Genomic DNA, 26331 nt, shown 5'->3' with positions numbered 1-26331 from the left:
AATCGCTCCTTGAAAGTGACACACCGTGACGGCAGCCATCGAAGAGGACGACACCGACTCGCGCGGAGTCCGCGACGACCGTGCCGCAGTCGACAAGGCCGTCAGCTTGCTGCTCGCGTTCGGCGAGCATGCCAGTTCGGGAGTCGGCGTGAGCGAGCTCGCACGGCGGTCGGGGCTGAGCAAGTCGACCGCGTTCCGGGTCCTGGGCCTTCTGGAACGCAATGGTGTGGTCGAACGAGTGGGTCGTCAGTACCGCCTCGGGGAGCGCCTCCACGAGCTGGGTCGCCACGTGTATTCTCCCGAGCACGACCGCGTCCGGGACTCCCTCACTCCGTTCGTGACGGAGCTTTACGGACGTACCCACGACACCGTGCACCTGGCGACTCTGCACGGCACCGACGTGGTTTACCTCGCCAAGCTCTACGGGCACCGCCAGGTTCCTTCGCCGTCCCGCATCGGAGGACGGGTCGCGGCGCACGGGACTGCTGTCGGCAAGGCATTGCTGGCCCACGATGCTTCAGCGCTCAAGGTGCTCTTGGGGGCACCACTTCCCTCGCTGACGCCCGCTACTCTCACTGACCCGGATGCCTTATGCGAACAGCTCGCGACAGTACGACAACTGGGAGTGGCTTACGATCTCGAAGAGGTCCAGCCCGGGCTGTTCTGCGTGGCCACGCCGATCCTGAGTTCGGCAGGGCGCCCGATCGCGGCGCTCTCGGTCTCTGTGGCGTCATTCGCCGCTCTTGGTCCCGCCGAGGCAATGCTTCGGCAGGTGGCGGGCGACGCAAGCCGGTTCGTGCGCCACGGACCGTTGGCTCGGCGGCGGCTCCGCTACATCTGACCCCCGACCCCGCCTCGCACGCCCACGGTCGACGACCGAGCTCCTGGTGGACGCGAGCGAAGCGCATCGCATGATCGCGGGCAGCCGGCGCTTGCGTTGGGACCGAGGATGTATGCAGTCGTCCCGGCGAGGCAGTGCCTTGCCGGGACGACGTGTTCAGCCTCGTTCCACCGGGTTACGGCGGAGGAGGTGGGTGTCACTGGGACGCGATGGCTGCCACGTCCTGGGCCCAGGTGGTGTAGGAGTCGATGTTGAAGGCGGTGTAGGCCTGCCCCGCGAGCGCGATCGTCTCGGGGAGCGGTACTCCGGTCAGCGCCCCGTAGGCACCGATCATGGCCTGCTGGCCGACCTGGGCGACCTGGAGCTTCACGGTCATGGTCAGGCGGCCCTTCCTGATGGCCTCGATCGCGTCGGTCGCGCCGTTCGAGCCGACTAGGGTCAGGTCGGTCAGGCCTGCCGAACGACCTGCCGAGTAGGCACCGAATGCGGAGGCATCGTTGTAGGACACGATCCCGTCCAAGTCCGGGTTCTGGGCGATCAGCGCACTGGCCGCCTTCTCACCACCAGTCGGGTCGTCGGTCGCGTTGTCCTGGGTACCGACCACGTCCAGCCCGAGTTCCTTGCCCCAGAACTCCTGGCGAGCAGCGGCGTACTTCAACGCCGGCACCGGAACCCCGATCCCGATGATCCCGACCTTGCTGCCCGCCTTGATCTGCGCGACCGCGTTCATCTGCACGTACGCGGTCTTGTCGATCGCCTGCTGGATCTGCGACACGATGCCCTCGGTGCTGCCTGCCGGGTTGCCCTCGTTGACCTCCAGACCGATGCTCTTGATGCCAGCAGCCTCAGCCTCCTTCAGCACTGGAACGAGCGCCTGCCCGTCGAGGGGGTAGAACACGATTGCGTCGACATGCTCAGCGACCAACTGCTTGATGTCGCTGACCTGCTTGTCGACACTCAAATTCGCGTCAACGACCTTGACCTCACAGCCCAACCGCTCACCCTCAGCAGCCATCGCCTCGCCAATCGTCTTCAACGACTCCTGCGCCTCGGTCGGGCTCGACCAACCAACCGTGCAGGACACACCATCCTGCTTGGTGACATCCGGATAGTGGTCAGGCAGGCCGGCATCCGTGCCGGTGTAGCCCTCGACGAGCTTGGCCGGGTCCAGTCCAGCCGACACCGACGCCGCGCCCGTGTCCGCCCCCGAGACATCACCCGAGGAATCGGCCGCAGAGTCGCAGGCCGAAAGAGCAAGGACCACCGTGCTGAAGACGGCCAACCCCGCCCAACCACGCGCCCCGCGAGTGATCGTAAGTCGGTTCATGTTCTACTCCTGATAGATGTACGGCGGTCAACGCGACCCGCTCCGGTGGAATCGACCAACTCACCATGAGCTGTCGACAACGTGGATCCCCACCCGAGCAGGCCACGAGACTCTTGGTTCCCCGCGCACGCGGAGTCGTCAGACGAGGGGGGCCTCAGTAGTGCGGCCGGTCACCTCGACGCAACATGCACCGTTGGTCGACGGTTTCGCCACGGCATGGTCTGCTCGAGAACCGCAGCGGCCTGGAGCAAGCGATCCTCACGTCCGTAGCCAGCAACGAGCTGGACGCCGATCGGGAGCTCATCGCCGGAGTGAGCTATCGGCAGACTCACGGCTGGCTGACCGGCGATGTTGAACGCCGCAGTGAAGGGTGCGACCTCGAAGATCGACGCCAGCCACGTCTCAACCGAGTGATCAGGCGAGTCATAGGTCAGTGTGCCGTGCGGAATCGCCGTCCTCGCGGTGGTCGGTGTGACCAGTAAGTCATATTCTTCGAAGAACGTACCCGCAGCCCTGCACACGTCGTCGAATGCCGCGATCCCCAGACCGATCTCCACGGCGTTCAATTCGTGAGCCTCCCGCCATAGGCTCATGGACACTGCCTCCAGGAGATCATCACTAGGCTCTCGGGGATAGGACGCCAGGGTGGCGGCCAGCGCGACCGTCGTCAGTGATCTGTAGGCGCGCAGCAGCTTGGCGGGGTCGACGGACGGAGCGACTTCCTCGACCTGATGGCCCATCCGCTCTAGCTCCTGGGCAACGGCGACGGCGGCTGCGGCACACTCGGGATCTACCTCGACGCCGGACCAAGCCTGCGTCATGAGCCCCACACGAAGGGTCGGCATCGCCTTGTCGACGGCTTCGGCGTAGGAGACCGCAGGACGCGCAATCTGGTACTTGGCCGTCGGCTGTGGGCCTTCGACACAATCGAGCAAGTACGCCGCGTCTCGCACCGTCCGCGTCAGTGCGAACTCGTAGCCGATTCCGAACATGGTCTCGACATCGGTCGGTGTCCGCCCCCGCGTCGGCTTGAGGCCGACCAGGCCGCAGAACGCGGCTGGGACGCGGATCGAACCCGCCCCGTCGTTGGCGTGCGCTACCGGCACAGCGCCGGCGGCAACCAGTGCTGCTGCACCGCCACTCGATCCGCCGACACCACGTCGAAGGTCCCATGGGTTCCTCGTGGGCCCCAGACGGCGAGACTCGGTGGCGAAGCTGATTGCCATCTCCGGCACCGCGCTCGTGCCTATCGCTACGAGGCCCGCGTCCCGGAACCGCCTCATGAGCTCGTGATCTTGCGCAGCGACAGCACCCTCGAAGAACATGCTCCCGACGCTGAACGGCACGCCCGCTGCGTAAGGCCCGACGTCCTTGATCAGGAACGGGACGCCTAGGAACGGGCCGCTCCCTCGATGCTCAAGCGGTGTTTCGAACAGCGGGTGAGCCAAGGCGTTGAGATCCGAGTTGACGGACTCGATGGCTGCGCGAGCAACGTCCACGACCTCGGCCTCCGAGGTCTGGCCGGATGCGATGACCTCGGCGAGTCCACGGCCGTCATACTCGCTGTACTCCGCCATCGAGAGCCGGTCGCTGCCCATCGCTCCTCCTGTTTGTCAGAGTTCTGATCGTGTCTGATCGCACGTCGACGCGGTTGACGAGCAGTGCTCCTGTGACTCAGATCATGCTGCGGCCCTAGGGATCTGAGCATTCGTCGTTCCGTTCCCCGGCACAGAATGTGCGTCGACCTCGCTGACCTCCTCGAGGGTCGTCCACCCGTGCTAGACGCCCGCCCCAGCTACTCGGGACGGGCGCCACATCTGGATGACTGGGTGACGACTGGTGGTCAGTCGAACTGTCGAGCGACCGCTCGCAGCATCGCGATCGTCTCGTCGTGACGGTTGACGGCCTCGTCCTCCGCCGTGCCGAAGGTCCGGTTCGCAGACAGCTTCACGGTCGTCACCTCACTCGTCGGGTCGACATACACGTACTGGTTGTAGACGCCAACGGCGCTGAACTCACCGCGATCGCCGGCCGGGATCCACCACTGGTACCCGTAGCCCTCGGACACGACCATTCCGCCGACCACCACGTTCCCCGGGACTACATGCGGAGCCGATGGAGTCACCGAGGCATCGACCCACTCCCGGGGCACCACCTGTTGCGAGCCCACGGCGCCCTTGTTTAGGTACAGCTCCCCAAGCGTCGCGAAGTCGCGTGCCGTCAGGTTCAGACCCGCGTATCCCATCTCGACCCCAGCGGGGTCGACGACCCAAGCCCCGGAGTGGTTGAAGCCAAGCGGCTCCGCGAGCCGCGTCTGCATGTAGTCAGCCAGGTGCTCACCTGTCGCGTGCCGCAACAGCGAGGCCAACGCCTGCGTGTCGCAGGAGTTGTACCGACAGACGGTGTCCGGCGCGTTCTCCCTCACCATCGTCGCGACGATGCCCTCATGCCCGCCGTACGCGCCAGAGGTAGCAGCAGCGAGTCGCAGCGCGTCAGCTTCCGGGTCGGAGTAGTCCTCGTTCCACCGCGCCCCGGAAGACATCTGCAACACGCTTCTGATGGCAACCCCGTCGTACGCCGATCCTGGCTCCACCGGGACGTAGGCGCTGATGGGATCGTCAATGCTACGGATATGCCCCTCTTGAACAGCGATGCCGATAAGGGCGGAGATGAAGCTCTTTGCCACGGACATCGACAGCCAGCGAACGTCGGTGCCGCCGGTCAGCCGATAGGACTCGTGAACAATTCGGCCTTGGTGTATGACCAGGAGCGCAGCGGTGTCCGTCTCCTCGAGGAACCGCTCGAGCGACTTCTCCTGGCCTGCGAACTCGTACCGGTCCTCCATCACGAAGCCCGGATTCGTGACCCAAGCCCGAGGGGTGCTCGACGCTCTCATCGGCCTGGTGTTAAGCAGTTCAGAGATCCTGCAGAAGTTCTGGTGCTGCGGAACCCCGGTGAAGAGGGCGAGATCACTCAGTTGCATGGTGCCGGCGTCGATCATTGGATGCCTCAGCTCTCTGTCGCAGGTCAAGTAAGCGCAGGAGCGAAGAAGTCACCCTCACGCAACGGTCCGGTAGTGCAGGTGGAGGCAGCAGAAGCACACTGCCGGGACCACACTCTCCTCCCGGGCCAGCCGGCGCTCCAGGTCGCGTTCCGTGGGCTGGCACGGCACCGGTGCACCGCTCAGGGCAACGGATCCGCAGCCGTTAGTCGACCCGATCGGAGAGTCTGGTGCGAAGCTCCCCCTTGAGGGTCTTCCCGGTTGCGTTCCTCGGAAAGTCCTGGACGACCACGACGCGACCCGGGACTTTGAACCGAGCCAAACGCTCGAGACAGAAAGCGCGCACCTCGGCCTCCTCAAGAACAGCGTCGGCGGCTGCCATCACGAACGCGACACCGGTCTCGCCCCACTTCGGGTCAGGCACCCCGACGACGGCTGCCTGAGCTACGCCCGGATGATCGGTGAGGACGTTCTCGACCTCTGCGGGGTACACGTTCTCACCGCCGGAGATATACATGTCCTTCCACCGGTCGACGAGCACGACTTGACCGTCCTCGCGGATCGCCGCCGCATCGCCGGTACGCAGCCAGCCATCGCGGGTGAACGCTGATTCGGTAGCCTCCTGGTTGCGCCAGTACCCGACCGAGACGACATCTCCGGAGATCTGGAGCTCACCGATCTGTCCCAGGTCAAGGTCGCTGCCGTTGACGTCTTGCACACGGCAACGTGCATGCAGGACCGGAAGTCCAACGGCACCAGAGACGCCCGGGTCCGCCGCCGGTGGAACGGCCGTCACACAGGCGCCTGCCTCGGTGATGCCGAACACGGCCGACAGCGGCACACCCCGCTCGCGCCAAGAGGCAAGAAGGCTTGGTGGGACCGGCGAGCCACCGACGACAGCTACGAATGGACGTAGCGGGCGACTTTCGAACTCTGTCAACCGCTCGATGAACTGGTAGTTCGCCGGCACGCCGCAGAAGTGGGTGACCGCAGGCTCAGCCTCACGCAGCAAATGCAGGGCCTGCACTGAATCGAAAGCGCGCGCGAGAAGGACAGAGCCCCCTGCGAACAGGATCGGGTTGGTGAAGAGGTTCAGCCCGGCTACGTGGAAGGTTGGGAGAACGGTGAGGCCCCGGCTGTCAGCGCTGATGCCGTGGGCGACCAGGATCCCGAGCATGCTCGCCAGCGCTGCCCGGTGGGTCGTCTGGACCCCCTTCGGCCTGCCGGTGGTGCCGGAGGTGTAGATGATCGTCCACACCGCCTCCTCGTCGACGTCGGTCGGAGCCCAGCCATCGGGCACGCCAGCGTCTGCCATAAGATCATAGCCGTCCCTCGCGACCCGGTTACTGCTCCACGACACCACGGGTGGCAGGTGCGGGTCCAGTGCCCTGACCTGCGCACAGACCGAGGCCTGCGCATCCTCGGCCAGGATCACCCGCGGTTCTGCATCACGACACACTTGGGCCAGTTCGGTTGGTGCTAAGCGCCAGTTCAGCGGCACCGCGATCGCGCCTAAAAGGGCACAGGCGTACATTGCCTCGATCACGCGACTGTCGTTTCGCGACAGGATCGCGACCCGATCCCCAACCGCCACCTGACAATCGCGCTGAAGCGCGTGCGCCACGGACCGGATCCGATTCCAGAGGACGCCGTAGCTCACGCGCGTGCCGCTGCCTAGGTCGACGAGTGCCTCGGCATCGGGGCGGCGCAACGCGTGCTGCTCGACCCAGTGAGTGATGGGCCGCATCCAGCTAATCCTTCCGTCTCGACGAGAACGAAACTTCAGGCGGTGGCTGCACGTCTCGCGCGCAGCGTGTCTCGAAGCGCTGGAATGCGGTCGGCAGCGATCGCGCCGACGAGGACCGTGCCGCTCACGATCTCGCTCCAGTAGCTCTGGACGCCCGCCAGCGCTAGTCCATTTTGGAGGACCGCCAAGAAGAGGACGCCGACGACCGTACCCGTGACGGAGCCGACGCCTCCCTTGAAGCTGGTGCCGCCCAGGAGAACCGCAGTAGCCGCGTCCAACGGGAGCGTGGCACCTACGATGGGGCTGGCGGCCTGGATACGACCTACTTGGACGACAGCGGCGATCGCTACCGCGATCCCCGCGATCGCATAGACCCAGGCAATGGTTCTCGCGACGTTGATACCGGACAACCGTGCAGCGTCCGGGTTGCCGCCGACGGCGTAGACGTCTCTCCCGAGGTAGGTCTTGCGCAGCACGAAGAGGGAGACGAAGTACGTGGCGATCATCAGCAAGATCGGGATCGGGACGATGATCGACTCGAAGCCGATCCGGCTAATGAGGGGCGAGTCAATCGAGGTCGTGGCACCTCCGGACGCGACGTTCACGGCCCCTCTCAGAATGGACATGGTACCCAGAGTGACCACGAGGAATGAGAGGCCGAGCCGGCCGATCAGCAGTCCGTTGAGCACCCCTCCGATCAGCGCTGCGAACACGATCGTCGCCAGGATCGCCACCATGGAGTCCATGCCGACGTCGTTGTAGAGCCACACCAGGAAGACACCCGAGAGCGCGAACAGCGAGCCCAACGACAGGTCGAAGCCACCACACAGCATCACAAAGGTCATGCCCATGGCCGCGATCCACGTGATCGACGCGCCGGTCAGCAGGTTCTGCACGTTGTTGGAGGTTCCGAACGTCGGCTCGCTGAGGTAGAAGTATCCGGTCAACGGGATGAGGAGTAGCAGTACGGTTGCGAACCGCCAGCGGCCCAGCATCGCGACAAGTGAAGCCGTCGTACTGCGCGAGTTCGCGACCGTGGTGGTGGTGTGCGCGCTCGGCTGCGTGGTCGGTTCGGTGTTCTGTTCGGTGCTCATTGGTCCCTTGTTCCGTAGTCGGCGAGTTCAGCTGCTGTTGTCGTCGGGCCGTCAAGCAGTGCAACCAGGCCGCGTCGTCCGACAACGGCGATCGTGTCGCAGCAGGCAATCAGCTCCTCGTCCTCGGAGGAGGAGACGAGGATGGCCATCCCGTCCTTCGCCGAGTGCCGCAAGGTCTCGTAGATCTCGAGCTTCGAACTGATGTCGACCCCGCGCGTCGGCTCGTCGAGCAGCAGCAGTCTCGGCCCGACCTCCAGCCACTTGCCGAGGACAACCTTCTGCTGGTTTCCACCGCTCAACGTGGCCACGGCTGCGTCGACCGAGCCGGAACGGATGCTCATCCACTCCCGTGCCCTCTCAGCGGCCTGCTTCTCCTTGCGAGTGTTCCGCATCCTGAGTCGGCCCGAGGACCACGTGCTCAGGAGGGCGAAGTTGTCTCGGATCGACATGTCCCCAACGAAGCCATCGGCTCTCCGATCGGCCGAGACGAAACCCACGGAGGATGTCAGCGCATCTTTGCCCGATCTTGGTTCATATGGCTGATCATGCAGACGTGCGGTACCTCCGTTGCGAGGCTGCATGCCGGCGAGACTGAGTAGAACTTCGCTGCGGATCACCTGTTCCTGACTGCACAGACCGACGATCCGGCCGGACGGCACGTCCAGGTCGATTCCCTTCCGCATGGAGGCGGTTCGAAACCCGCGCAACGAGAGCCCCTCGTGCGGGTCCCCCACGCGCTCGGTCCGCTCAATGACATGTTCTCGATCTCGCGCTGACCGCATCTTCTCGTCGATACCGGTCATCGCGGTCACGAGCGTGGCCTCGTCGTAGTCTTCGACGTTCCCTCGGGAGACCGTCCGGCCGTCACGCAGCACTGTGAGGGAGTCGCAGAAGGCCAGCACCTCGGTCATCCTGTGGGAGACGAACAGGACGCTGAGCCCAGCGTTGCGGAGGCGATCAACGAGCTCGCCAAGATTGCCGACCTCGTCGGACGTCAGCGAGCTCGTCGACTCGTCGAGGATCAGGAAGCGAGTCTTGAAGGAGAGGGCCCGAGCTATCTCGACCAGCTGCCGCGCATCGGGTCTCAGGGTTCCCGCCAGCGCCGTTGCAGATCCGCGGTAGCCCACCAGGTCGAGAAATTCCTGAGCTCGCTCGATGCTGCGGGCCATCGAGATCGTTCCGCGAGACTTGACCAAGCGACGACCCATCAACACGTTCTCGGTCACACTCAATCCCAGGGCGAGCGTCGACTCCTGGCTCACCGCGGCAACACCATGTGCCAGGCCGTCGCGCGGTCCACGTAGCGTCACGGGATGACCGTCCAACTTCAGCTGACCGACGTCGGGAGCCAGCTGGCCCGAGACCACCTTCAGCATGGTCGACTTCCCCGACCCATTGGCGCCAACGAGGCCGTGCACCTCACCAGGGCGCACCCGGAGGTCGGCTCCGTCCAAGGCCAGGACCGACCCGAAGCGTTTCACGATGCCAGTGGCGTCCAGCGCCAGGTCTGTGCCAACCAAGGGCTTCACGTCACTCGTCTCCGCCCGCAGTCACATGCGCAGCGGAGGGTTCTGTGCAGTGATGTGCCGTACCAACGGCCGTACCTGAGTCCATGTCCTGCTCCTGAGGTGCCAACGGTCACGTGATGACGCCGTTCGGCGTGATCGCTGACCCGGACCGTCGAGATGCCGAGAGTGTGGGCTGAAATCGGGTTACCCATGAGCGAGGGGTTCGCTCAGCGAAACACGGTGGCAGCCTCACCGCAATCAGCAGTGATCCTGGCTGCGAGACCTCGGGCGCGTCTGCCACATCAGACACGCCACCACCCATCGAGGTCGAAGCCCATGCCCACGCAGCCCACGGTCAGAGTGCAGGAGCGGTCCCCACACCGGATGGATCCGATGTATCGAGTCGAGGTCTCGGCCTCTTGATTTCGTTTGTCGTGACCGCCCTGCACCAAACTTCCCGGGGTACGCCGCCGGTTGTCACCGACGCTCCCGTACCTGAGCCAGCTGAGGGCGAGACGCTCGTCAGGACCGAATCCGCCGTGCTGTCCCACTTCGACCTGACGGTCTCGTCCCGTGACTTCGACATACGGCCTGACCCGCCCTACGTGGGAGGTGCGGCGCCGGACTAGGGGTGACGCGCAACGGCACATGGGCCGAGTTCGTAGCTGTCCCCGACACCGCACTTGAGTTAGTGCGAGCCAGCCTGTCGTCCCAGCTCGCCGCATCAGCGTACGAACCCATGTCTACCGCGTACGTCGCACTGCACCACGTCGCTTGCCTTCGGTCGCTGGCGCCTGGTGCAGGGTATCGCCGACGAAACCGTCATCGTGACTGGCGCAGCCGGCGCGGTCGGGTCAATGGTGGTCCGGCTCGGGCTCCTCTCCGGATCGAAGGTGGTCGCGCTCACCTCGCATCCGGATCGGGCGGCCTCGTGCCACCTGGCGCGGAAGAGGCCAAGGCCGCGACATGGAGCGCCTGGCCGAGCTGGTCGAAACTAGACCGGGGCACGCTCCTCGTTGAATCGGTCGGCAGCGACCAGCTTGTCGCCCGATCTCGGTGGATCCGACCGGGCGGGCGCGTTGCAGTAATCGGCTACGCAGGCGGGACGAGGGCGATGCTGGATCTTCCCAACTGGCTACTCGACGACGTCGCTCTCCTGCCTGTCAACATGCTCCATCGGGACGAGCAAGGGCTCGTCGCCATGGCAAACTTGGAGCGACTCCTTCCCGACGGGGAACTGCGAGTCCCGGTCTAGGAGTTCACGTTCGCCGATGTGGCGCCACTGCCGTAGCTGACCTCCAGACCCCAGGCGGCCGAACCACAAGGAAGTCTCGACAACGGCAGCCAGATCCGACCGGTCGCGGCTGGCCGGTCGATGTCCGACCAGGCGACCAAGACACCGGAGGACGGTAGAGAGTTCATGCCCGAGGAGCGGGCCAGTCCGTCGTTGCCTCGGGCAGTTGGCGTAGCGACCGACTCGCTGACGGGCATGCCTAAGGCTGCTGCCGTAGAGGTCGCCCCGGACTCCCCCATGACACGGCATTGGTTCTCGGGGTCCCGGTGGTGGGAACCTCGACCTGGCTGCCCTGCATCGGCACTGCCGCTGTGCGGGGCAGTGCCTTGCCGGGACGACGTGTTCAGCCTCGTTCCACCGGGTTACGGCGGAGGAGGTGGGTGTCACTGGGACGCGATGGCTGCCACGTCCTGGGCCCAGGTGGTGTAGGAGTCGATGTTGAAGGCGGTGTAGGCCTGCCCCGCGAGCGCGATCGTCTCGGGGAGCGGTACTCCGGTCAGCGCCCCGTAGGCACCGATCATGGCCTGCTGGCCGACCTGGGCGACCTGGAGCTTCACGGTCATGGTCAGGCGGCCCTTCCTGATGGCCTCGATCGCGTCGGTCGCGCCGTTCGAGCCGACTAGGGTCAGGTCGGTCAGGCCTGCCGAACGACCTGCCGAGTAGGCACCGAATGCGGAGGCATCGTTGTAGGACACGATCCCGTCCAAGTCCGGGTTCTGGGCGATCAGCGCACTGGCCGCCTTCTCACCACCAGTCGGGTCGTCGGTCGCGTTGTCCTGGGTACCGACCACGTCCAGCCCGAGTTCCTTGCCCCAGAACTCCTGGCGAGCAGCGGCGTACTTCAACGCCGGCACCGGAACCCCGATCCCGATGATCCCGACCTTGCTGCCCGCCTTGATCTGCGCGACCGCGTTCATCTGCACGTACGCGGTCTTGTCGATCGCCTGCTGGATCTGCGACACGATGCCCTCGGTGCTGCCTGCCGGGTTGCCCTCGTTGACCTCCAGACCGATGCTCTTGATGCCAGCAGCCTCAGCCTCCTTCAGCACTGGAACGAGCGCCTGCCCGTCGAGGGGGTAGAACACGATTGCGTCGACATGCTCAGCGACCAACTGCTTGATGTCGCTGACCTGCTTGTCGACACTCAAATTCGCGTCAACGACCTTGACCTCACAGCCCAACCGCTCACCCTCAGCAGCCATCGCCTCGCCAATCGTCTTCAACGACTCCTGCGCCTCGGTCGGGCTCGACCAACCAACCGTGCAGGACACACCATCCTGCTTGGTGACATCCGGATAGTGGTCAGGCAGGCCGGCATCCGTGCCGGTGTAGCCCTCGACGAGCTTGGCCGGGTCCAGTCCAGCCGACACCGACGCCGCGCCCGTGTCCGCCCCCGAGACATCACCCGAGGAATCGGCCGCAGAGTCGCAGGCCGAAAGAGCAAGGACCACCGTGCTGAAGACGGCCAACCCCGCCCAACCACGCGCCCCGCGAGTGATCGTAAGTCGGTTCATGTTCTACTCCTGATAGATGTACGGCGGTCAACGCGACCCGCTCCGGTGGAATCGACCAACTCACCATGAGTTGTCGACAGTGTGGATCCCACGCGAGCAGCCCCGGAGTGCTGGTTTCGCTCAACGAACCGGCTGGACGTGGCCGGGACGGACACCAGGTCAGCCGACCGGCCGTTCGTAGACAGTCCGTCCCTCAAAGACAGTGCGAAGCACAGTAGTGGCCCCGATCTGGTCGAGAGGTACCTCGAAAAGGTTGCGATCGAGCACTATGAAGTCGGCCGACTTTCCTACCTCGACAGAGCCTCGCCGATCGGCACGCCGGACCGCCTCGGCGCCCTTGATCGTGAGGAGTTGCAAGGCGTCGCTCAGAGCGAGCGACTCCTGACCGCGCAGCAGCATTCCCTCCAGCGCCGGGAAGAGATTGGGAGTGGCGGTCACCGCCCAATCCGTTCCTACGGTCATCTGGACGGCGTGGTCCTGCATTGTGGCAAAGCGGTAACCCGTTGCGAGGATCTTCTCGAACTGGGGATCGCTCCACACCGCGGGCGACATGTCTGCACCGATGTTGAGCGCGGCAAAGCGGGGCAGGTCGACGTCAGAGACCCACGTGGTGTGTGCCACCTCGTGCCGAGGACCACTCGGGCCGTTGGCGAGGCGCATCTTCTCGAACTCGTCCAGCGCCACCCGAACCGCACCCGCGGCAGCACAGTGGATCTTCACCTTGAGGCCGGCAGCGTCGAATCGCCGCAGCGCGTCCCCCAGCTCGTCGCGAGGGATCAAGATCTTCCCGTTCTCCGGCTCGTTGTCGACAAGCTCGCAAGCCGTGAAGTGCGGCGGCAGCGGCACCCCGTCCATGAAGAACTTCACGAAGGCGGTGTCCACGTGATCCGTTCGAAAATGATCGCGTTCCGCGATGATCGTCTCGAGTTCGGCCATGGACGCGGTGCCGATCCCCTCGTCGCGCCACACCAGGTGGGCGGCGACATGTAGGGTGAGCTCATCGTCGCCGTCGAGCTCGGCCAGGCCCCGAAGCTCCGGTGCGGTCGCCGACGCCTCCTGCACCGACGTGATGCCGTACCGGTTGCACGTCTGAACAGCCCAGGTGAGTGCGCGTCGATAGACCTCGGGTGCGTATTGAGGGAGCGCTCGTTGCACGGGCCACGTCGCGTGCTCAACCAGCTCGCCCGACAGACTCCGCCCGTCGTCTCGGCGTACCAGCTGACCGCCGGGCGGCCCGACAGATTCCTCGTCGATCCCGGAGAGCTCCAACGCTCTGGCGTTCACCAGAAGGTGATGCATCGACCAGTCGTAGATCATCACAGGACGGTCGGGAAATGCCTCGTCAAGGAAGGCGCGATCGGGTCGCATCTCGGGGAATGGTGTGGGGTCAAGAACCCCCGCCACGAGCCAGCCCTGATCGTCGACCTCCTGCCCCTGATGTCCGGCGCATCCGAAACGTGCTGACGCCATCAGATCTCGAACTACCTGCGCGCCGTCAGCCATCGGACTGATCTGCGCCTCGACGGTGTGCCTCAAGCCCGCGAAGAGCAGATGCGTATGTCCGTCATGGATGCCGGGCATCGCCATCCGACCGTCGAGGTCGACGACCTCGTGGCCGATCTCAGCCGCATCTCGCACGTCCTCGGCCGAGCCGAGCGCGGCGAAGGCGCCGTCGCGCACCAGCACGGCATCGCACCAGCTGCGTTGCGAGTCCGCCGTGTAGAACCGCCCGTTGAGATACACGGTGTCGCGTGTCGATTTCTGACTCACTGGGATCTTTCCTTCTCTGAGCATCGAGGGACAAAGTGCGCATGAGCCATGTGCCCGCGGGCAATTACGCCGCTGGGGCATCACCGGTGACCCAGCCGAGGTGGCACACCGCACGGCCCTGAGGGTGGATGCGCTTCTTCGGGAGCAACCACCTAGAACACGCCAGTGTCGTATCTCCGCATGGGTCTTGATCCTGGCTGGTTCGGTGAGCGGACCCACGCGGGGGCAGTCGACCTGAGTGAGGCAGCGGATTCTTTCCGCTCCTGCGTGGGTCCCACTCGGGCTCTTGAGAGGGCGCTGCCCCTCGACGACGCCAAGTCCGTCACCTAGGTCCAGTCACGTGGACGCAACTGCTGTTGCCGTTTGAAATGGCGGTCGCGCGACGCACCTCGGCGTGGATCCGGTCGAACACCGCTGCGGCTCAGTGAATTGCGAGTTCCGACGGTCAGGCATACCGTGCCTTGTCAAGGTCGCGCCGCGGGGGTCGTCCGACACGACTCGCGAAACCATGGGCACCCGATTCACATCCTGGGTTGCCGCTTCTGACCACCGCCGTTGGACAGCCGGGCCACAACACTGGCATGTTCACAGGGATCGAAGTGCCCGGAGACCGAGAGCGGACTCGACACTCATCGCGCTCTTCGCTCGGATCGACCTGGTTCAAGCCGAGCTGGATCTGCTGCGTCGTAGACCAGTTCGCCCTCGAAGTAGGTACGCAGCACCTTCGTGTCCCCCACCTCGCTGACGGGCACCTCCAACAGGTTTCGGTCCAGGACGATGAAGTCTGCGGACTTTCCCACTTCCAGCGAACCGCGCGTGGCGTGCTTACCCACGGCCTTCGCTCCGTTGATCGTCAGGGCGGCGAGGCCGGTCTTGAGGTCGATGGAGTGTGCGCCGTGCTCGACCGTCCCTTGCAGCGCCGGAAACAGGTTCGGCGACGCGGACACGCTCCAGTCGGTGCCGAGCGTCATCTCGGCACCCGATGCCACCACTACGTCGAAGAAGTACATGTCGCTGACGTTGTGCTCTGGAAGGTGCCACACAGCCGGAGACATCTCGGCGCCGACGTTCAGCTGGGCGAACCGGGGGAAGTCCTGGTCAGCGACCAGACAACAGTGCGCCAGCTCGTGGCGCGGCCCGTCAGGGCCGTTGACAGAGCGTGCATGTTGAATCGCGTCCAATGCTCTCCGAATCGCTCCCTCCCCCCCGCAATGAATCTTCACGGAGAGTTCGAGGGCGTCGAACCGAGCGACCGCCGCCTTCATCTCCTCCTGGGGGATGAGCAGATGGTCTTCGTCAACGGTGCCGTCCTCGTGGATGCACGAGTGCGTCCAGTAGGGAGGAATCGGTGATCCATCCAGCCAGAACTTCACGAACCTGGTGTCGACGTGCTCCGATGCATAGTCGGAGTGGTGCTCGATCATTCGATCTAGCTCGCCGAGGTCAGCCATTCCGAATGATTCCTCTCGCCAGACCAGGTGGCCGGCGACTTGGAGTTTGAGCGAGTTAGACGCATCGAGTACGCCCAGGACCCGAAGGAGCTGAGCGGTCGAAGACGCGTCCTGAACAGATGTGACGCCGTAGTGGTGATTGAGGGCCATTGCATACCGGATCGCCTGCTCCACAACGTCGTCGTCGTGTCGCCCCATCACGCGGAACAGCGGCCACCGTGCATGTTCATATAGCTCGCCGGTGGGCCGGCCGTCGCGATCGCGAATAACCTGACCGTTCTTCGTGTCCGGCGTCGAGGCATCAATGCCAGCGAGCTCCAGACCGCGACTGTTGGTCAGCACGTTGTGACCCGATCGATCGTGGAGCATGACAGGGTGATGGGGGTACGCCTCGTCGAGGAAGTCCCTGTGCGGCCCCCTGGGTCCGAGGGCGGTCGGCCAGTAGCGTCCGCCGACAAGCCACTGATTGCCATGCACGTCGGTGGGGCGAGGGCCCTGCCATGCCTGGAGTGCGACAAGGATGCCGTTCTCGTCTGCTGCTGCGGGAAAGGAGACCTCCCAGTTGTTGAGGCCGCTCACCAGGTGCGTGTGGGCATCATGGATGCCTGGCATCGCCATCCGACCTTGGAGGTCGACCACCTGATCGTCCTGGTCGATTTGCCCGCGAACCTCGTCGTCAGTACCGATGTGGGTGATCACACCGTCGGTGACGATGAAGGCCGACGCCCACTCCTGGTCTGGCGCGACCGTATACGCGCGAACGTTTACGTAGGCAACTCTCACGGCTTTCCTCCTCGACTCAGCGTTTGGGATCGCCAGCCTCAACGTCCCGGTAGGGCACTGCAATGACGCGGACCGCTCACCGAACCTTCTCGCTGAGCGTCGCCCTACCGGCAGGACCGCTTCGTTGGAGTGGTCTCCAGTCGACCGACACTTGAGGCTGCGGCACCGATCAGAGCTGCGGACGCAACCCGTTTGGCGAGCCCGCATAGGAGTTCTTGGCGCAGCGTCCGCAGCCCGGCCACCGGACTGCCGGTCCGCAAGCTCAAGCCGCTTCGATCCGAGGCGAGCACACCTGGCGAGCTCATGCACGTCGACATGAAGAAGCTCGGCCGCATCCCTGACGGCGGTGGCTGGCGGATGCACGGCCGTGGCTCGGCACAGGACAACCGGGCACACGTCGCACGCACGCGCGCACATCGCGCGGGGGCGCCAGGATCGCACGGCTATGTCTTCTTGCACCACGCCCTCGACGACCACTCCCGACTCGCCTACTCGGAGCCACTGCTCGACGAGGGCAAGGAGACGGCGGCGGCCTCTGGGAACGCGCCCGAGCGTTCTTCGCCGACGCCGGGATCACGACTGACAACGGCGCCTGCTACCGCTCGCACGACTTCGCCGCAGCGCTCGGCCCGGCTGTCCAGCGTCGTCGGATTCGCCCCTACCGACCCCAGACCAACGGCAAGGTGTGTGAAGACTTGTCCCCGGCGCTGCGCTGGACCGGTCTGACCCCGGCCAAGGTGTGACCACGGTGTCCTGCGTTCGATTTGTCGGCTGGCTCCGGTGCAGCGTCGTGGTGCGCACCGGCCAGGCGGAACTGACCTGATAGGAGCTTGGACTAGAAGCCCCGTCACAGACTTGTCGCCCGCCCGGCCGGTTCGCTCCATCCGTCAGATCAGCCCTCACGGAGGAGCAATCCCAGCATGACAACCCACAAGGTCATCGAGCCAGCACCCATCAACGAGTCGATCGCCGTGATCGGCGGCGTGGACACTCACAAGAACACCCACTACGCCGCCGCGGTCGACGACCACGGCCGCCTCCTGGGCCACCGAGAGTTCCCCGCGAAGGACCGCGGCTATGCCGACCTGCTCAGCTGGATCCAGGGCCATGGTGACGTCGCGGCGATCGGGGTCGAGAGCACCGGATCCTTCGGCGCAACCCTGACCCGGTACCTGACCGCGCACGCCGTCCGAGTGGTCGAGGTCAACCGGCCCAACCGGCTGGCCCGACACATGGACGGCAAGTCCGATCGACTTGATGCCGAGCAGATCGCTCGAGCCGTCCTCGGCCAGACATCGACCGCAACCCCGAAGGCCAAGTCCGGCATGGTCGAGGTGATCCGCACCCTGCGCGTAACTCGCTCCAGCGCAGTCAAGGCACGCACCAACGCCTTCAACACGCTGTGGGGCGTCATGATCGGCGCACCCTCACCGCTGCGCGACGAGCTCGTGGTGTTGAGCAAGAAGACCCTGGTCAATCGGTGCCTGCGACTGCGACCCGAATCCGAGAACCTCCTCGAACTGGCGACCGACCCGGACCGGTTGCTGATGGCCGGAGTGAAGACCGCCCTACGCGACCTGGCACGACGCTGGAAGCAGCTCGACGACGAGGTCAAGACCCTCAACAAGCAGATCGAAGCCCTCGTCCGCGCTGCCGCGCCCGAGTTGATCGAACTTCACGGGGTCGGCATCGAGATCGCCGGACAGTTCCTCGTCACCGCCGGCGACAACGCCGACCGCATCCGCAACGAAGCCGCCTTCGCCAAGCTCTGTGGCGTCGCACCCCAACCCGCCAGCAGCGGCCGTACCAGCGGCCGTCACCGACTCAGCCGCGGCGGCGACCGCGCCGCCAACAGCGCGTTGTACATCGTCACCATCGTCCGGATGCGCCATCACCAGCCGACCCGCGACTACGTCGAACGTCGCACCGCCGAGGGACTGAGCAAACGCGAGATCATCCGCTGCCTCAAGCGCTACATCGCCCGCGAGGTCTACGCCAATCTGCCCCGACCAGCGCAGACCGCCACCACAACGTCCGCACCGCTTCCATCAGCGGCTTGACGAACATAGGAGCATCGAGCGCTTCAACCGCCCCATCGTCACCGAGTGGGCCTCCGCCACGACCTACCTCTCAGACGCCGCTCGCGCAGCGACCTACGACGACTGGCTTCACTCCCTACAATCACCACCGACCCCACACCGGCATCGGAGGCCTCGTCACCGCGGACCGCGTTCACAACGTGACGTGGAACTAAACTTAAGGCCCATTTTCGTGGCCCGGCCGTGTGAACCCGAACCGCATCACCGCAGGTCAGGGCCGGTTTTCGAAAGCAGCGCCACGCACTCGACGTGATGGGTTCACGTGATTCGCTGGACTTTGGTGTTATCCACTTGGATAATGATGTGACGGGGAGCACATCGGGCTGACGAGCAGGAGATATGCATGAGCGTCATGGCACACGACCTCGACACGGTCGAGGACAGTCCTGGCTCCATCCCCAACTCGGTGCTCGGCAAGGCGTTCTCGATCCTGTCGGCCTTCGACGACGAAAACGACAACCTGCGCCTGGTCGACCTGAGCCAGCGCAGCGGCGTGCCGAAGCCCTCGGTCTACCGGCTCGCGCAGGAACTGGTGTCGCTCGGCCTGCTCGAGCGGGTCGACAACGGCTACCGCATCGGGTTCAGTGTGTTCGCCCTCAGCCAGCGGGTCGGCAGCGCGTCCCTGCTGTGCAGCGTCGGCCGCCCCGTGCTGGTCGACCTGGTCGCGATGACCCGTGGCACGGCGCACCTCGCCGTTCTCGAGGGCACCAGCACGTACTACCTCGAGAAGCTTGGCGGCACGCGCAGCGTCCACGCGCTGTCGAAGGTGGGCGGGCGCCTGCCCCTGACGTGCACCGCTTCGGGCAAACTGCTGCTGGCCATGTCACCGCACCACGACGACCTGCTCGACGCCGTCGTGGCCGAGCGGATGCAGCGCCTCACGACCCACAGCACCCTCGACCACGCGACCCTGCGCCGCGAGCTCGACACGATCCGCGAGCACGAGCTGGCGACCGAGCACGAGGAGGCCCTGCTGGGCTTCAAGAGCTTCGCCGTGCCGATCTACGACAGCGGGCAGAGCGTCATCGCGGCACTGTCCCTCACGGTCCCGGTCGCCCACTCCGGCGACGAGGCGCTCGTCAGGACGCTGCGCCTGGCGTCCGCCGGCATCACCCGCCAGCACACGAAGCTCGCCATGGGAACCGAGCGTCGCAGCCCCGCACTGACGCTGTATCGCTGACCGGACCCGGTGCGTGTACTCGCCGCGTCGTGTCTGTGACAGTGACGACGGTCGAGCCGCGCGGCAGACGTAGGCCCGCGCGCACCATCGAGCGTCGGGACATCCCGGGGCGCAGCGAGCGAGGTCAGCATGAGCACAGCCACCAGGGTCGCCATCATCGGCTCGGGCAACATCGGGACCGATCTCATGATCAAGGTCAACCGGTCCGAGCACCTCGAGATGGGGGCGATGGTCGGCATCGACCCCGACTCGGACGGGCTCGCACGGGCCCGCTCGCTGGGCGTCCCCGTGACCCACGAGGGCGTCGAGGGACTCATCGCGCTGCCCGGCTTCGACGACATCGAGCTGATCTTCGACGCCACGTCGGCCAAGGCCCACGAGGCCAATGCCGCCCGCCTCGAGGCCTACGGCAAGACCATGATCGACCTGACCCCCGCCGCGATCGGCCCCTACGTCATCCCCGCGGTCAACCTCCAGCAGCACCTCGACGCCCGCAACGTCAACATGGTCACGTGCGGAGGCCAGGCCACGATCCCCGTCGTCGCCGCGATCAACAGGGTCGTCCCGGTCGCCTACGCCGAGATCGTCGCCTCGATTGCGTCGCGCTCGGCGGGTCCCGGGACGCGCGCCAACATCGACGAGTTCACCGAGACGACGTCCGCGGCCATCACGGCGGTGGGCGGCGCGGCGCGCGGCAAGGCGATCATCATCCTCAACCCGGCCGAGCCCCCGCTGATCATGCGCGACACGGTGCTCGCCCTCGTGGTGGCCGACGGGCAGCCCCACGTCGAGAGCCGCATCCGCGCCTCGGTCGAGGCGATGGTCGCCGACGTCGCCGCCTACGTCCCGGGCTACCGCCTCAAGCAGGAGGTGCAGGTGAACGCCGTGCCCGCCGACCAACCGGTCGAGACGCTGCTCGACGACCCCGCGTCACCACGGCCCACGCACCAGGTCTCGGTGTTCCTCGAGGTCGAGGGCGCCGCCGACTACCTGCCCGCCTTCGCCGGCAACCTCGACATCATGACCTCGGCCGGCATCCAGGTCGCTGAGCGATTCGCAGCCCGGAAGGAGGTCGCCCGATGAGCACACCCGTCTACGTCCAGGACGTCACCCTGCGCGACGGCATGCACGCCGTGCGCCACCGCATCTCGCCCGCGGACGTCAAGCGCATCGTCGTCGCGCTCGACGGCGCTGGGGTGGGCGCCATCGAGGTCGCCCACGGCGACGGGCTCGCCGGCGGCTCGCTCAACTACGGCCCGGGGTCGAACTCCGACTGGGAGTGGCTCGAGGCGGCGGCCTCGGTCATCCAGGACGCGACGCTCACGACCCTGCTGCTGCCCGGCGTCGGCACGATCGACGACCTCGAGCACGCCTACGACCTCGGTGTACGGTCGGTGCGCATCGCGACCCACTGCACCGAGGCCGACGTGTCGGCGCAGCACATCGCCGCGGCCCGCGAGCTCGGCATGGACGTGTCGGGCTTCCTGATGCTCTCGCACATGGCCGAGCCCGAGAAGCTCGCCCAGCAGGCCAAGCTGATGGAGTCGTACGGCGCGCACTGCGTCTACGTGACCGACTCGGGCGGACGCCTGACGATGGACGGCGTCGCCGCCCGCGTCAAGGCCTACCGCGACGCGCTCAACGCCGACACGCAGATCGGCATTCACGCCCACGAGAACCTCTCGCTGTCGGTCGCCAACTCGCTCGTCGCGGTCGAGCACGGCGCGTACCGCGTCGACGCGTCCCTGGCGGGACATGGCGCCGGCGCCGGCAACTGCCCTATCGAGGCATTCGTCGCCGCGGCCAACCTGTCGGACATCGAGCACGGCAGCGACCTGTTCAAGCTGCAGGACGCCGCCGACGACATCGTCCGACCGCTGCAGGACCGCCCGGTGCGAGTCGACCGCGAGACGCTGACGCTCGGCTACGCCGGTGTGTACTCGAGCTTCCTGCGCCACGCCGAGAACGCCGCGGCCCACTACGACGTGGACGTGCGCGACCTGCTCATGGAGTGCGGACGCCGGCGGTTGGTCGGCGGCCAGGAGGACATGATCGTCGACATCGCGCTGACGATCGCCGCGCAGAAGCAGATGCAGTCGGCATGACCCGTCCGCGGTCGTTCGCCGAGGCTGTCGAGCTCCGCGCGCACACCGCCCCCGACGGCGAGCTTATCCGCCTCGTCGGGGGTAGCGCGCTCGGCGCGGGGGAGCTGCTCGACCGCGCGATCGGCCTGGCGGGATCGCTCGCGTCGGTCGCCGCGGCGGGCGACGTCGTAGCGACCGCCGTGCCTTCCGGTCCGGAGGCCGCTGCCCTGACGACCGCCATCTCGTGGCTGGGCGCCGTCGAGCTGCCGCTCCCGAACGGTCTGGACCCCGCGGTGGCTCGCACGCTGGCGTCGTCCACGCGCTGCGTCACGGCCGTGGTCGCGCCCGAACGCCTCAGCGCCGAGCAGCACCTCGCCATGCTCGGTGCCCACCCCGGTCGGCCCGTGCTGACCATCGGCGGTCGGCTCGCCGGCATCCCTCACGTCGACGACCTGCCCGCCCGGCCGACTCCGGCCCACCGTGCCGAACTCGACGCACCGGCGGCCGTGATGGTGACGTCGGGGACGGGCGGCCGTCCCAAGGGGGCTCTCCTGCCGAACGGCGCCGGGCTCGGCCAGGCCGAACGGGTGCGCCGCGCGATGGACTACGACGCCCACGACGTGCTGCTCAACGTCTTCGCCTGGCAGCACATCAACGCACGGCACGCCGCCTTCCTGCCGGCCGTGCTGTCGGGGGCCCGCCTCGTCGTCGACACCTTTTCGGTCTCGCGCTTCTGGGGCACTGTCGCGCGCGAGGACGTCACGGCCTTCAACTTCATGGGCGCGGTGTGCGCGATGCTGCTGCGCCAGCCCGCAGCGCCGGCCGATCGGCTCCACTCGGTGCGTCAGGCCTACGGCGGACCGGCGCCCGCCTGGCTGCACGGGCAGGTGCTCGGGCGGTTCGGCGTCGAGCTGCGGCAGGCCTACGCGTGCACCGAGCTCGGCGACGTCGCCACAACCGGTCGCGACGTGCGGCCGGGAGCGGCTGGACGCGTCGTGCCCGAGTACGACCTGCGGGTCGTCGACGAGCACGGCGCACCCCTGAAGGACGGCAGCACCGGCACCGTCCAGGTGCGGCCGACGCGACCCGGTCTGACGTTCACTGAGTACGTCGGCGACGCCGGCGCGACCCGCGCGGCCTGGTCGGACGGCTGGTTCGTCACCGGCGACCGCGGCCGGCTCGACGACGGCTGGTTCCACCACGAGGGACGCGCTGCCGACGTGATCCGCCGCCGGGGGCTGACGATCGACGCCGAGCGCCTCGAGCAGGTGGCCATGGGGCATCCCGACGTCGAGCAGGCCGCAGCCGTCGGCGTCCCGTCCGAGCTGACCGACGACGACGTGCTGCTGGTGGTCGTACCTCGCACGGGCTCCCAGCCCGACCCGGCCGACGTGCGGCGACACTGCGCGGCCCACCTCCCCCGCCACGCCGTGCCCAGGTTCGTGAGCGTCGAGACCTCGCTCCCTCGCACCGGCAGCCTCAAGATCGTCCACCGGGCACTGCGCGACCGCCCCCTGCCCCCGGCCGCTTGGGACGCCGAGGCGTCCGCGACCTCCCAGGAGAACCCGTGACCACCACCCCCCTGCGCGTGCTCGACCTCACCGACGCGCTCGGCCACCAGGGCGCCCGCCTGTTCGTCGGCCTCGGTGCGGACGTCGTGCGCATCGCCTTCGACAGCGAGCCCACCACCGGTGCGGAGGCGCTGCACTGGCACGCAGGCAAGCGGCTGCTGTCGGTGCCAGACCTCGACCAGCTCGACGCCGCGGTCGAGGCCCTGGTCGAGCGCGCCGACGTCGTGCTCGAGTCGGGGCCGAACGCCGGGCTGCGCACGCTCGCCCTGCGCGAGACCCGCCCAGAGGCCTGGGCCCACGCGGCGCACGTCGTGGTGACACCGTTCGGCCTGACAGGTCCCCGCCGCGACTGGTTGGGCGACGATACCGTGCTGACGGCAGCCGGAGGGATGGCCTGGCTGGGGGGCGATCCCGGGCACGCCCCGGAACCGCCCCCGCGCGAACAGGGCGTCCAGCTCGCCGGCACGCACGGAGCGATCGGCGCGCTGCTGGCCCTGAACGCCCGCCACCGCACCGGCGCAGGGCAGCTCGTCGAGGTCTCGGCGCAGGAGGCCGTGGCCGCGACCCTCGAGACCGGCGCGATCGCCTGGATCCACGGCCGCACCGTGCCCGGCCGCTCGTCGGGCGTGTACGGGCACGTGGCCCACCGCGTCTTCCGCGCCGCCGACGGCTACCTCGCCGGCGGCTACTCGGGCAGCCCCCGCATGTGGGACGACCTGCTCGCCTGGATGGTCGAGGAGGGTGAGGCCGGCGACCTCGCCGACGAGCGGTGGCAGGACGTCGAGGTCCGCTGGGCCGGCCGGCCACACGTCGACGAGGTCGTCTCGCGCTTCGTGGCGCACCGCCCCGCGGGACCGTTCGCCGAGGAGGCCCGCCGGCGTGGGCTGCCGTGGGCCGAGGTCGCGTCGGGGGCGGCGCTGCTCGAGAACCCTCAGCTGCTTGCGCGTCAGTTCTTCGTCGGCATCGAGGGTCCCGAGGGGCTGCGCGACGTCGGACTGGGCTGGGAACCCGCGGCGGCTCCGCGCCCTGTCACCATCGCTCCCCCGCAGCCGGTCGAGCTGTCGCAGGTCTGGCCCGAACCTCGGTCGCACGACCGCCCGCCGACCCGGCGACGTCCGCGCGTCGAGCGTGGAGCGGCCCTCGACGGCGTCCGCGTGCTCGACCTGACGTGGGTGCTCGCCGGCCCTTACGTGACCAGGACCCTCGCCGACCACGGGGCCGAGATCGTTAAGGTCGAGTCGTTCCACCGCAAGGACCCGACCCGCTTCGCCCCCGGCATGCGGCTGCGACCCGAGGCGGGCATCGACGACGGCGGCTACTTCGTCAACTTCAACCGCAACAAGCGCAGCCTCGCGCTCAACCTGCGCACCGACGAGGGCCAGGACCTGCTGCGGCGTCTCGTGCCGCACGTCGACGTCGTCGTCGAGAACTTCAGCCCCGGCGTGCTCTCGAAGTGGGGGCTGGACTACCCGAGGCTGCGCGAGCTGAACCCCGGCGTCGTGCTGGTCTCGATGGCCGGCACCGGGCAGGACGGGCCGTGGCGGGACGCCGTGACGTTCGCCGACACGCTGGCCGCGATGTCGGGGCTGACCGCCGAGACCGGGCGAGCCGACCGGGCGCCGCAGGGGCTGACGTTCGGGCTGGGCGACATGGTGGCGGCCAACTCCGCCGTCGTCGCGACCCTCGACCTGCTGGGCCGCGGAGCCAGTGGGCACGTGGACCTCTCCCAGCTCGAGGCAATGGCCTCGCACCTCGGGTCCGCGCTTCTGCAGAGCCAACTGCCGCCCGAGCCCCCGTCGCGTGCGGTGGCGAGGATCGTGCGCGCGACCGGCGACGACCGGTGGCTGGCCGTCGGTGCCGTGGCGCCGGACGTCCTGCGCGCGGCACTGGGCGAGCTCGGCGTCGCGGCTCACGCCGCCGAACCGCTCGACGACCTCGAGCGGCACGCGGAAGGGGCCAATGCCGAGACGCTCGCCGAGAGGCTCCAGGCGCTCGGCGTCCCCGCGTACCCCGTCCGCGACGGCCGCGCCCTCGTCGAGCACGACGCCCAGCTCGCCGCCCGCGGGTTCTACCCCGTGCTCGAGCACCCGCTGGCCGGAGCGGTCCCGGTCGAGGGGATCGTCCCGCGGCTGTCCGAGACGCCCGGTGGCCTGTGGGAAGCCGCGCCGCTGCTGGGGCAGCACACCGACGTCCTTCTCACCGAGCTGCTCGGGCTGACGCCCGACGAGCTCGCCGACCTTCACGAGAAAGGAGCTCTCTCATAACCACCTCCCCGTCCACCACCCCCACGCCCACCGGCTTCAGGATCGACCGCGACGGAGCCGTCGCCACGGTGGTCATCGACCACGGCCGCGTCAACATCGTCGACCCCGGCCTCATCGAGTCGCTGCTGGTGCACCTGCCGACCGTGCTCGACGACCCGGCCGTGCGCTGCGTGGTGGTGCGCGGCAAGGAACGCATCTTCGTCGGCGGCGCCAACCTCACGGTGATGCGCAGGCTCGACCCCGACACGTACCGCGCCATGCGCCGGTGGGTCGACGTGCAGCGGCTGATCGAGTTGGCGCCCAAGCCCGTCGTGGCGGCACTCAACGGGCACGCCCTCGGCGGCGGGGCCGAGCTCGCGCTCGCCTGCGACCTGCGCATCCTGCACGCCCGGGCGACGTTCGGCTTCCCCGAGACCGACCTCGGCATCTTCCCGGGCGCCGGTGGCTCGCAGCGGCTGCCGCGGCTGATCGGCCCGCACCGCGCGAAGCGGCTCATCATGGACGCCACTCGGCTGACCGCGGTCGAGGCGCTGGCCGAGGGCCTCGTCGACCTGGTCGCGGGCGACGACTTCGACGAGGTCGTCGCCCGCGAGGCGCAGCGTCTCGCGGCTCGTCCCACCGCCACGATCGGGCTGGTCAAGGCCGTGATCGACCGCGGGTGGGGCCTGCCGATCGACGAGGCGATGGCCGTCGAGGAGGAGCACGTCATGCTCAACCTCGAGCTGGCCGACGCGGCCGAGGGCATCCAGGCCTTCCTCGACAAGCGCGAGGCGCGCTTCGAGGGATGCTGAGGCGGCACTCCC

Annotated in this window: 17 protein-coding genes and 2 pseudogenes; 10 read left to right on the top strand and 9 right to left on the bottom strand. The window is 67.2% G+C overall.

The window, feature by feature from the left end:
- The first annotated feature begins 25 nt into the window (after positions 1-25).
- Positions 26-841: an IclR family transcriptional regulator gene (locus EJF31_RS03120; RefSeq protein WP_221767438.1), complete on the top strand. Its 816-nt coding sequence runs from the start codon at positions 26-28 to the stop codon at positions 839-841.
- Positions 842-1037: 196 nt separating this feature from the next.
- Here EJF31_RS03120 and EJF31_RS03115 read toward each other — a convergent pair whose 3' ends face one another.
- The 9 genes from EJF31_RS03115 to EJF31_RS03075 form a co-directional block, all read right to left on the bottom strand.
- Positions 1038-2168 (bottom strand): sugar ABC transporter substrate-binding protein, encoded by a 1131-nt coding sequence (locus EJF31_RS03115; RefSeq protein WP_125035612.1) that lies wholly within the window; start codon positions 2166-2168, stop codon positions 1038-1040.
- A gap of 170 nt (positions 2169-2338) precedes the next feature.
- Positions 2339-3766 carry an amidase gene (locus tag EJF31_RS03110; protein WP_125035617.1) on the bottom strand — a complete coding sequence of 476 codons (1428 nt, stop codon included), beginning with the start codon at positions 3764-3766 and terminating at the stop codon, positions 2339-2341.
- Positions 3767-4011: 245 nt separating this feature from the next.
- Positions 4012-5169: a serine hydrolase gene (locus EJF31_RS03105; protein WP_125035616.1), complete on the bottom strand. Its 1158-nt coding sequence runs from the start codon at positions 5167-5169 to the stop codon at positions 4012-4014.
- A 205-nt stretch (positions 5170-5374) separates the two neighbouring features.
- Positions 5375-6916, bottom strand: a complete 1542-nt coding sequence (locus EJF31_RS03100; protein ID WP_125035615.1) for a class I adenylate-forming enzyme family protein — start codon at positions 6914-6916, stop codon at positions 5375-5377.
- A 35-nt stretch (positions 6917-6951) separates the two neighbouring features.
- Positions 6952-8010 carry an ABC transporter permease gene (locus EJF31_RS03095; protein ID WP_125035614.1) on the bottom strand — a complete coding sequence of 353 codons (1059 nt, stop codon included), beginning with the start codon at positions 8008-8010 and terminating at the stop codon, positions 6952-6954.
- A complete protein-coding gene (locus EJF31_RS03090) occupies positions 8007-9539 on the bottom strand; it encodes a sugar ABC transporter ATP-binding protein (RefSeq protein WP_125035613.1) in 1533 nt (510 codons plus the stop codon). Before EJF31_RS03090 ends, EJF31_RS03095 begins: the two co-directional genes overlap by 4 nt.
- Positions 9540-11195: 1656 nt before the next feature.
- On the bottom strand, positions 11196-12326 hold the full coding sequence (locus EJF31_RS03085) for a sugar ABC transporter substrate-binding protein (RefSeq protein WP_125035612.1): 1131 nt from the start codon (positions 12324-12326) through the stop codon (positions 11196-11198).
- 159 nt (positions 12327-12485) lie between these two features.
- Positions 12486-14096 carry an amidohydrolase gene (locus EJF31_RS03080; protein WP_221767437.1) on the bottom strand — a complete coding sequence of 537 codons (1611 nt, stop codon included), beginning with the start codon at positions 14094-14096 and terminating at the stop codon, positions 12486-12488.
- Between the two features lie 629 nt (positions 14097-14725).
- On the bottom strand, positions 14726-16330 hold the full coding sequence (locus EJF31_RS03075; protein WP_185736116.1) for an amidohydrolase: 1605 nt from the start codon (positions 16328-16330) through the stop codon (positions 14726-14728).
- A gap of 240 nt (positions 16331-16570) precedes the next feature.
- Between EJF31_RS03075 and EJF31_RS22275 the strand changes: the two are divergent.
- From EJF31_RS22275 to EJF31_RS03035, 9 genes and pseudogenes are all read left to right on the top strand, one after another.
- Positions 16571-17016: pseudogene (locus EJF31_RS22275) on the top strand (DDE-type integrase/transposase/recombinase); the annotation flags it as partial.
- A 285-nt stretch (positions 17017-17301) separates the two neighbouring features.
- Positions 17302-18390: an IS110 family transposase gene (locus EJF31_RS03065; protein ID WP_221767436.1), complete on the top strand. Its 1089-nt coding sequence runs from the start codon at positions 17302-17304 to the stop codon at positions 18388-18390.
- A 13-nt stretch (positions 18391-18403) separates the two neighbouring features.
- Positions 18404-18584: pseudogene (locus tag EJF31_RS22270) on the top strand (integrase core domain-containing protein); the annotation flags it as partial.
- Between the two features lie 188 nt (positions 18585-18772).
- Positions 18773-19609 carry an IclR family transcriptional regulator gene (locus EJF31_RS03060; protein ID WP_125035608.1) on the top strand — a complete coding sequence of 279 codons (837 nt, stop codon included), beginning with the start codon at positions 18773-18775 and terminating at the stop codon, positions 19607-19609.
- Between the two features lie 129 nt (positions 19610-19738).
- Positions 19739-20692 carry an acetaldehyde dehydrogenase (acetylating) gene (locus tag EJF31_RS03055; RefSeq protein ID WP_125035607.1) on the top strand — a complete coding sequence of 318 codons (954 nt, stop codon included), beginning with the start codon at positions 19739-19741 and terminating at the stop codon, positions 20690-20692.
- Positions 20689-21714 (top strand): 4-hydroxy-2-oxovalerate aldolase, encoded by a 1026-nt coding sequence (gene dmpG / locus EJF31_RS03050; RefSeq protein ID WP_125035606.1) that lies wholly within the window; start codon positions 20689-20691, stop codon positions 21712-21714. Before EJF31_RS03055 ends, dmpG begins: the two co-directional genes overlap by 4 nt.
- Complete coding sequence (locus EJF31_RS03045) at positions 21711-23264, top strand: AMP-binding protein (RefSeq protein WP_125035605.1); 1554 nt, start codon at positions 21711-21713, stop codon at positions 23262-23264. The genes dmpG and EJF31_RS03045 overlap by 4 nt, the downstream gene beginning before the upstream one ends.
- Complete coding sequence (locus EJF31_RS03040) at positions 23261-25528, top strand: CoA transferase (RefSeq protein ID WP_125035604.1); 2268 nt, start codon at positions 23261-23263, stop codon at positions 25526-25528. Before EJF31_RS03045 ends, EJF31_RS03040 begins: the two co-directional genes overlap by 4 nt.
- Positions 25417-26319 carry an enoyl-CoA hydratase/isomerase family protein gene (locus EJF31_RS03035; protein WP_260430588.1) on the top strand — a complete coding sequence of 301 codons (903 nt, stop codon included), beginning with the start codon at positions 25417-25419 and terminating at the stop codon, positions 26317-26319. Before EJF31_RS03040 ends, EJF31_RS03035 begins: the two co-directional genes overlap by 112 nt.
- The last annotated feature ends 12 nt before the right edge of the window (positions 26320-26331 follow it).

This window comes from Nocardioides sp. LS1, assembly GCF_003865225.1.
In the GTDB taxonomy this organism is placed as follows: Bacteria; Actinomycetota; Actinomycetes; order Propionibacteriales; family Nocardioidaceae; genus Nocardioides; species Nocardioides ginsengisegetis.
The sequence above is the reverse complement of the archived record's forward strand: the minus strand, read 5'-3'. Positions and strand labels throughout refer to the sequence as shown.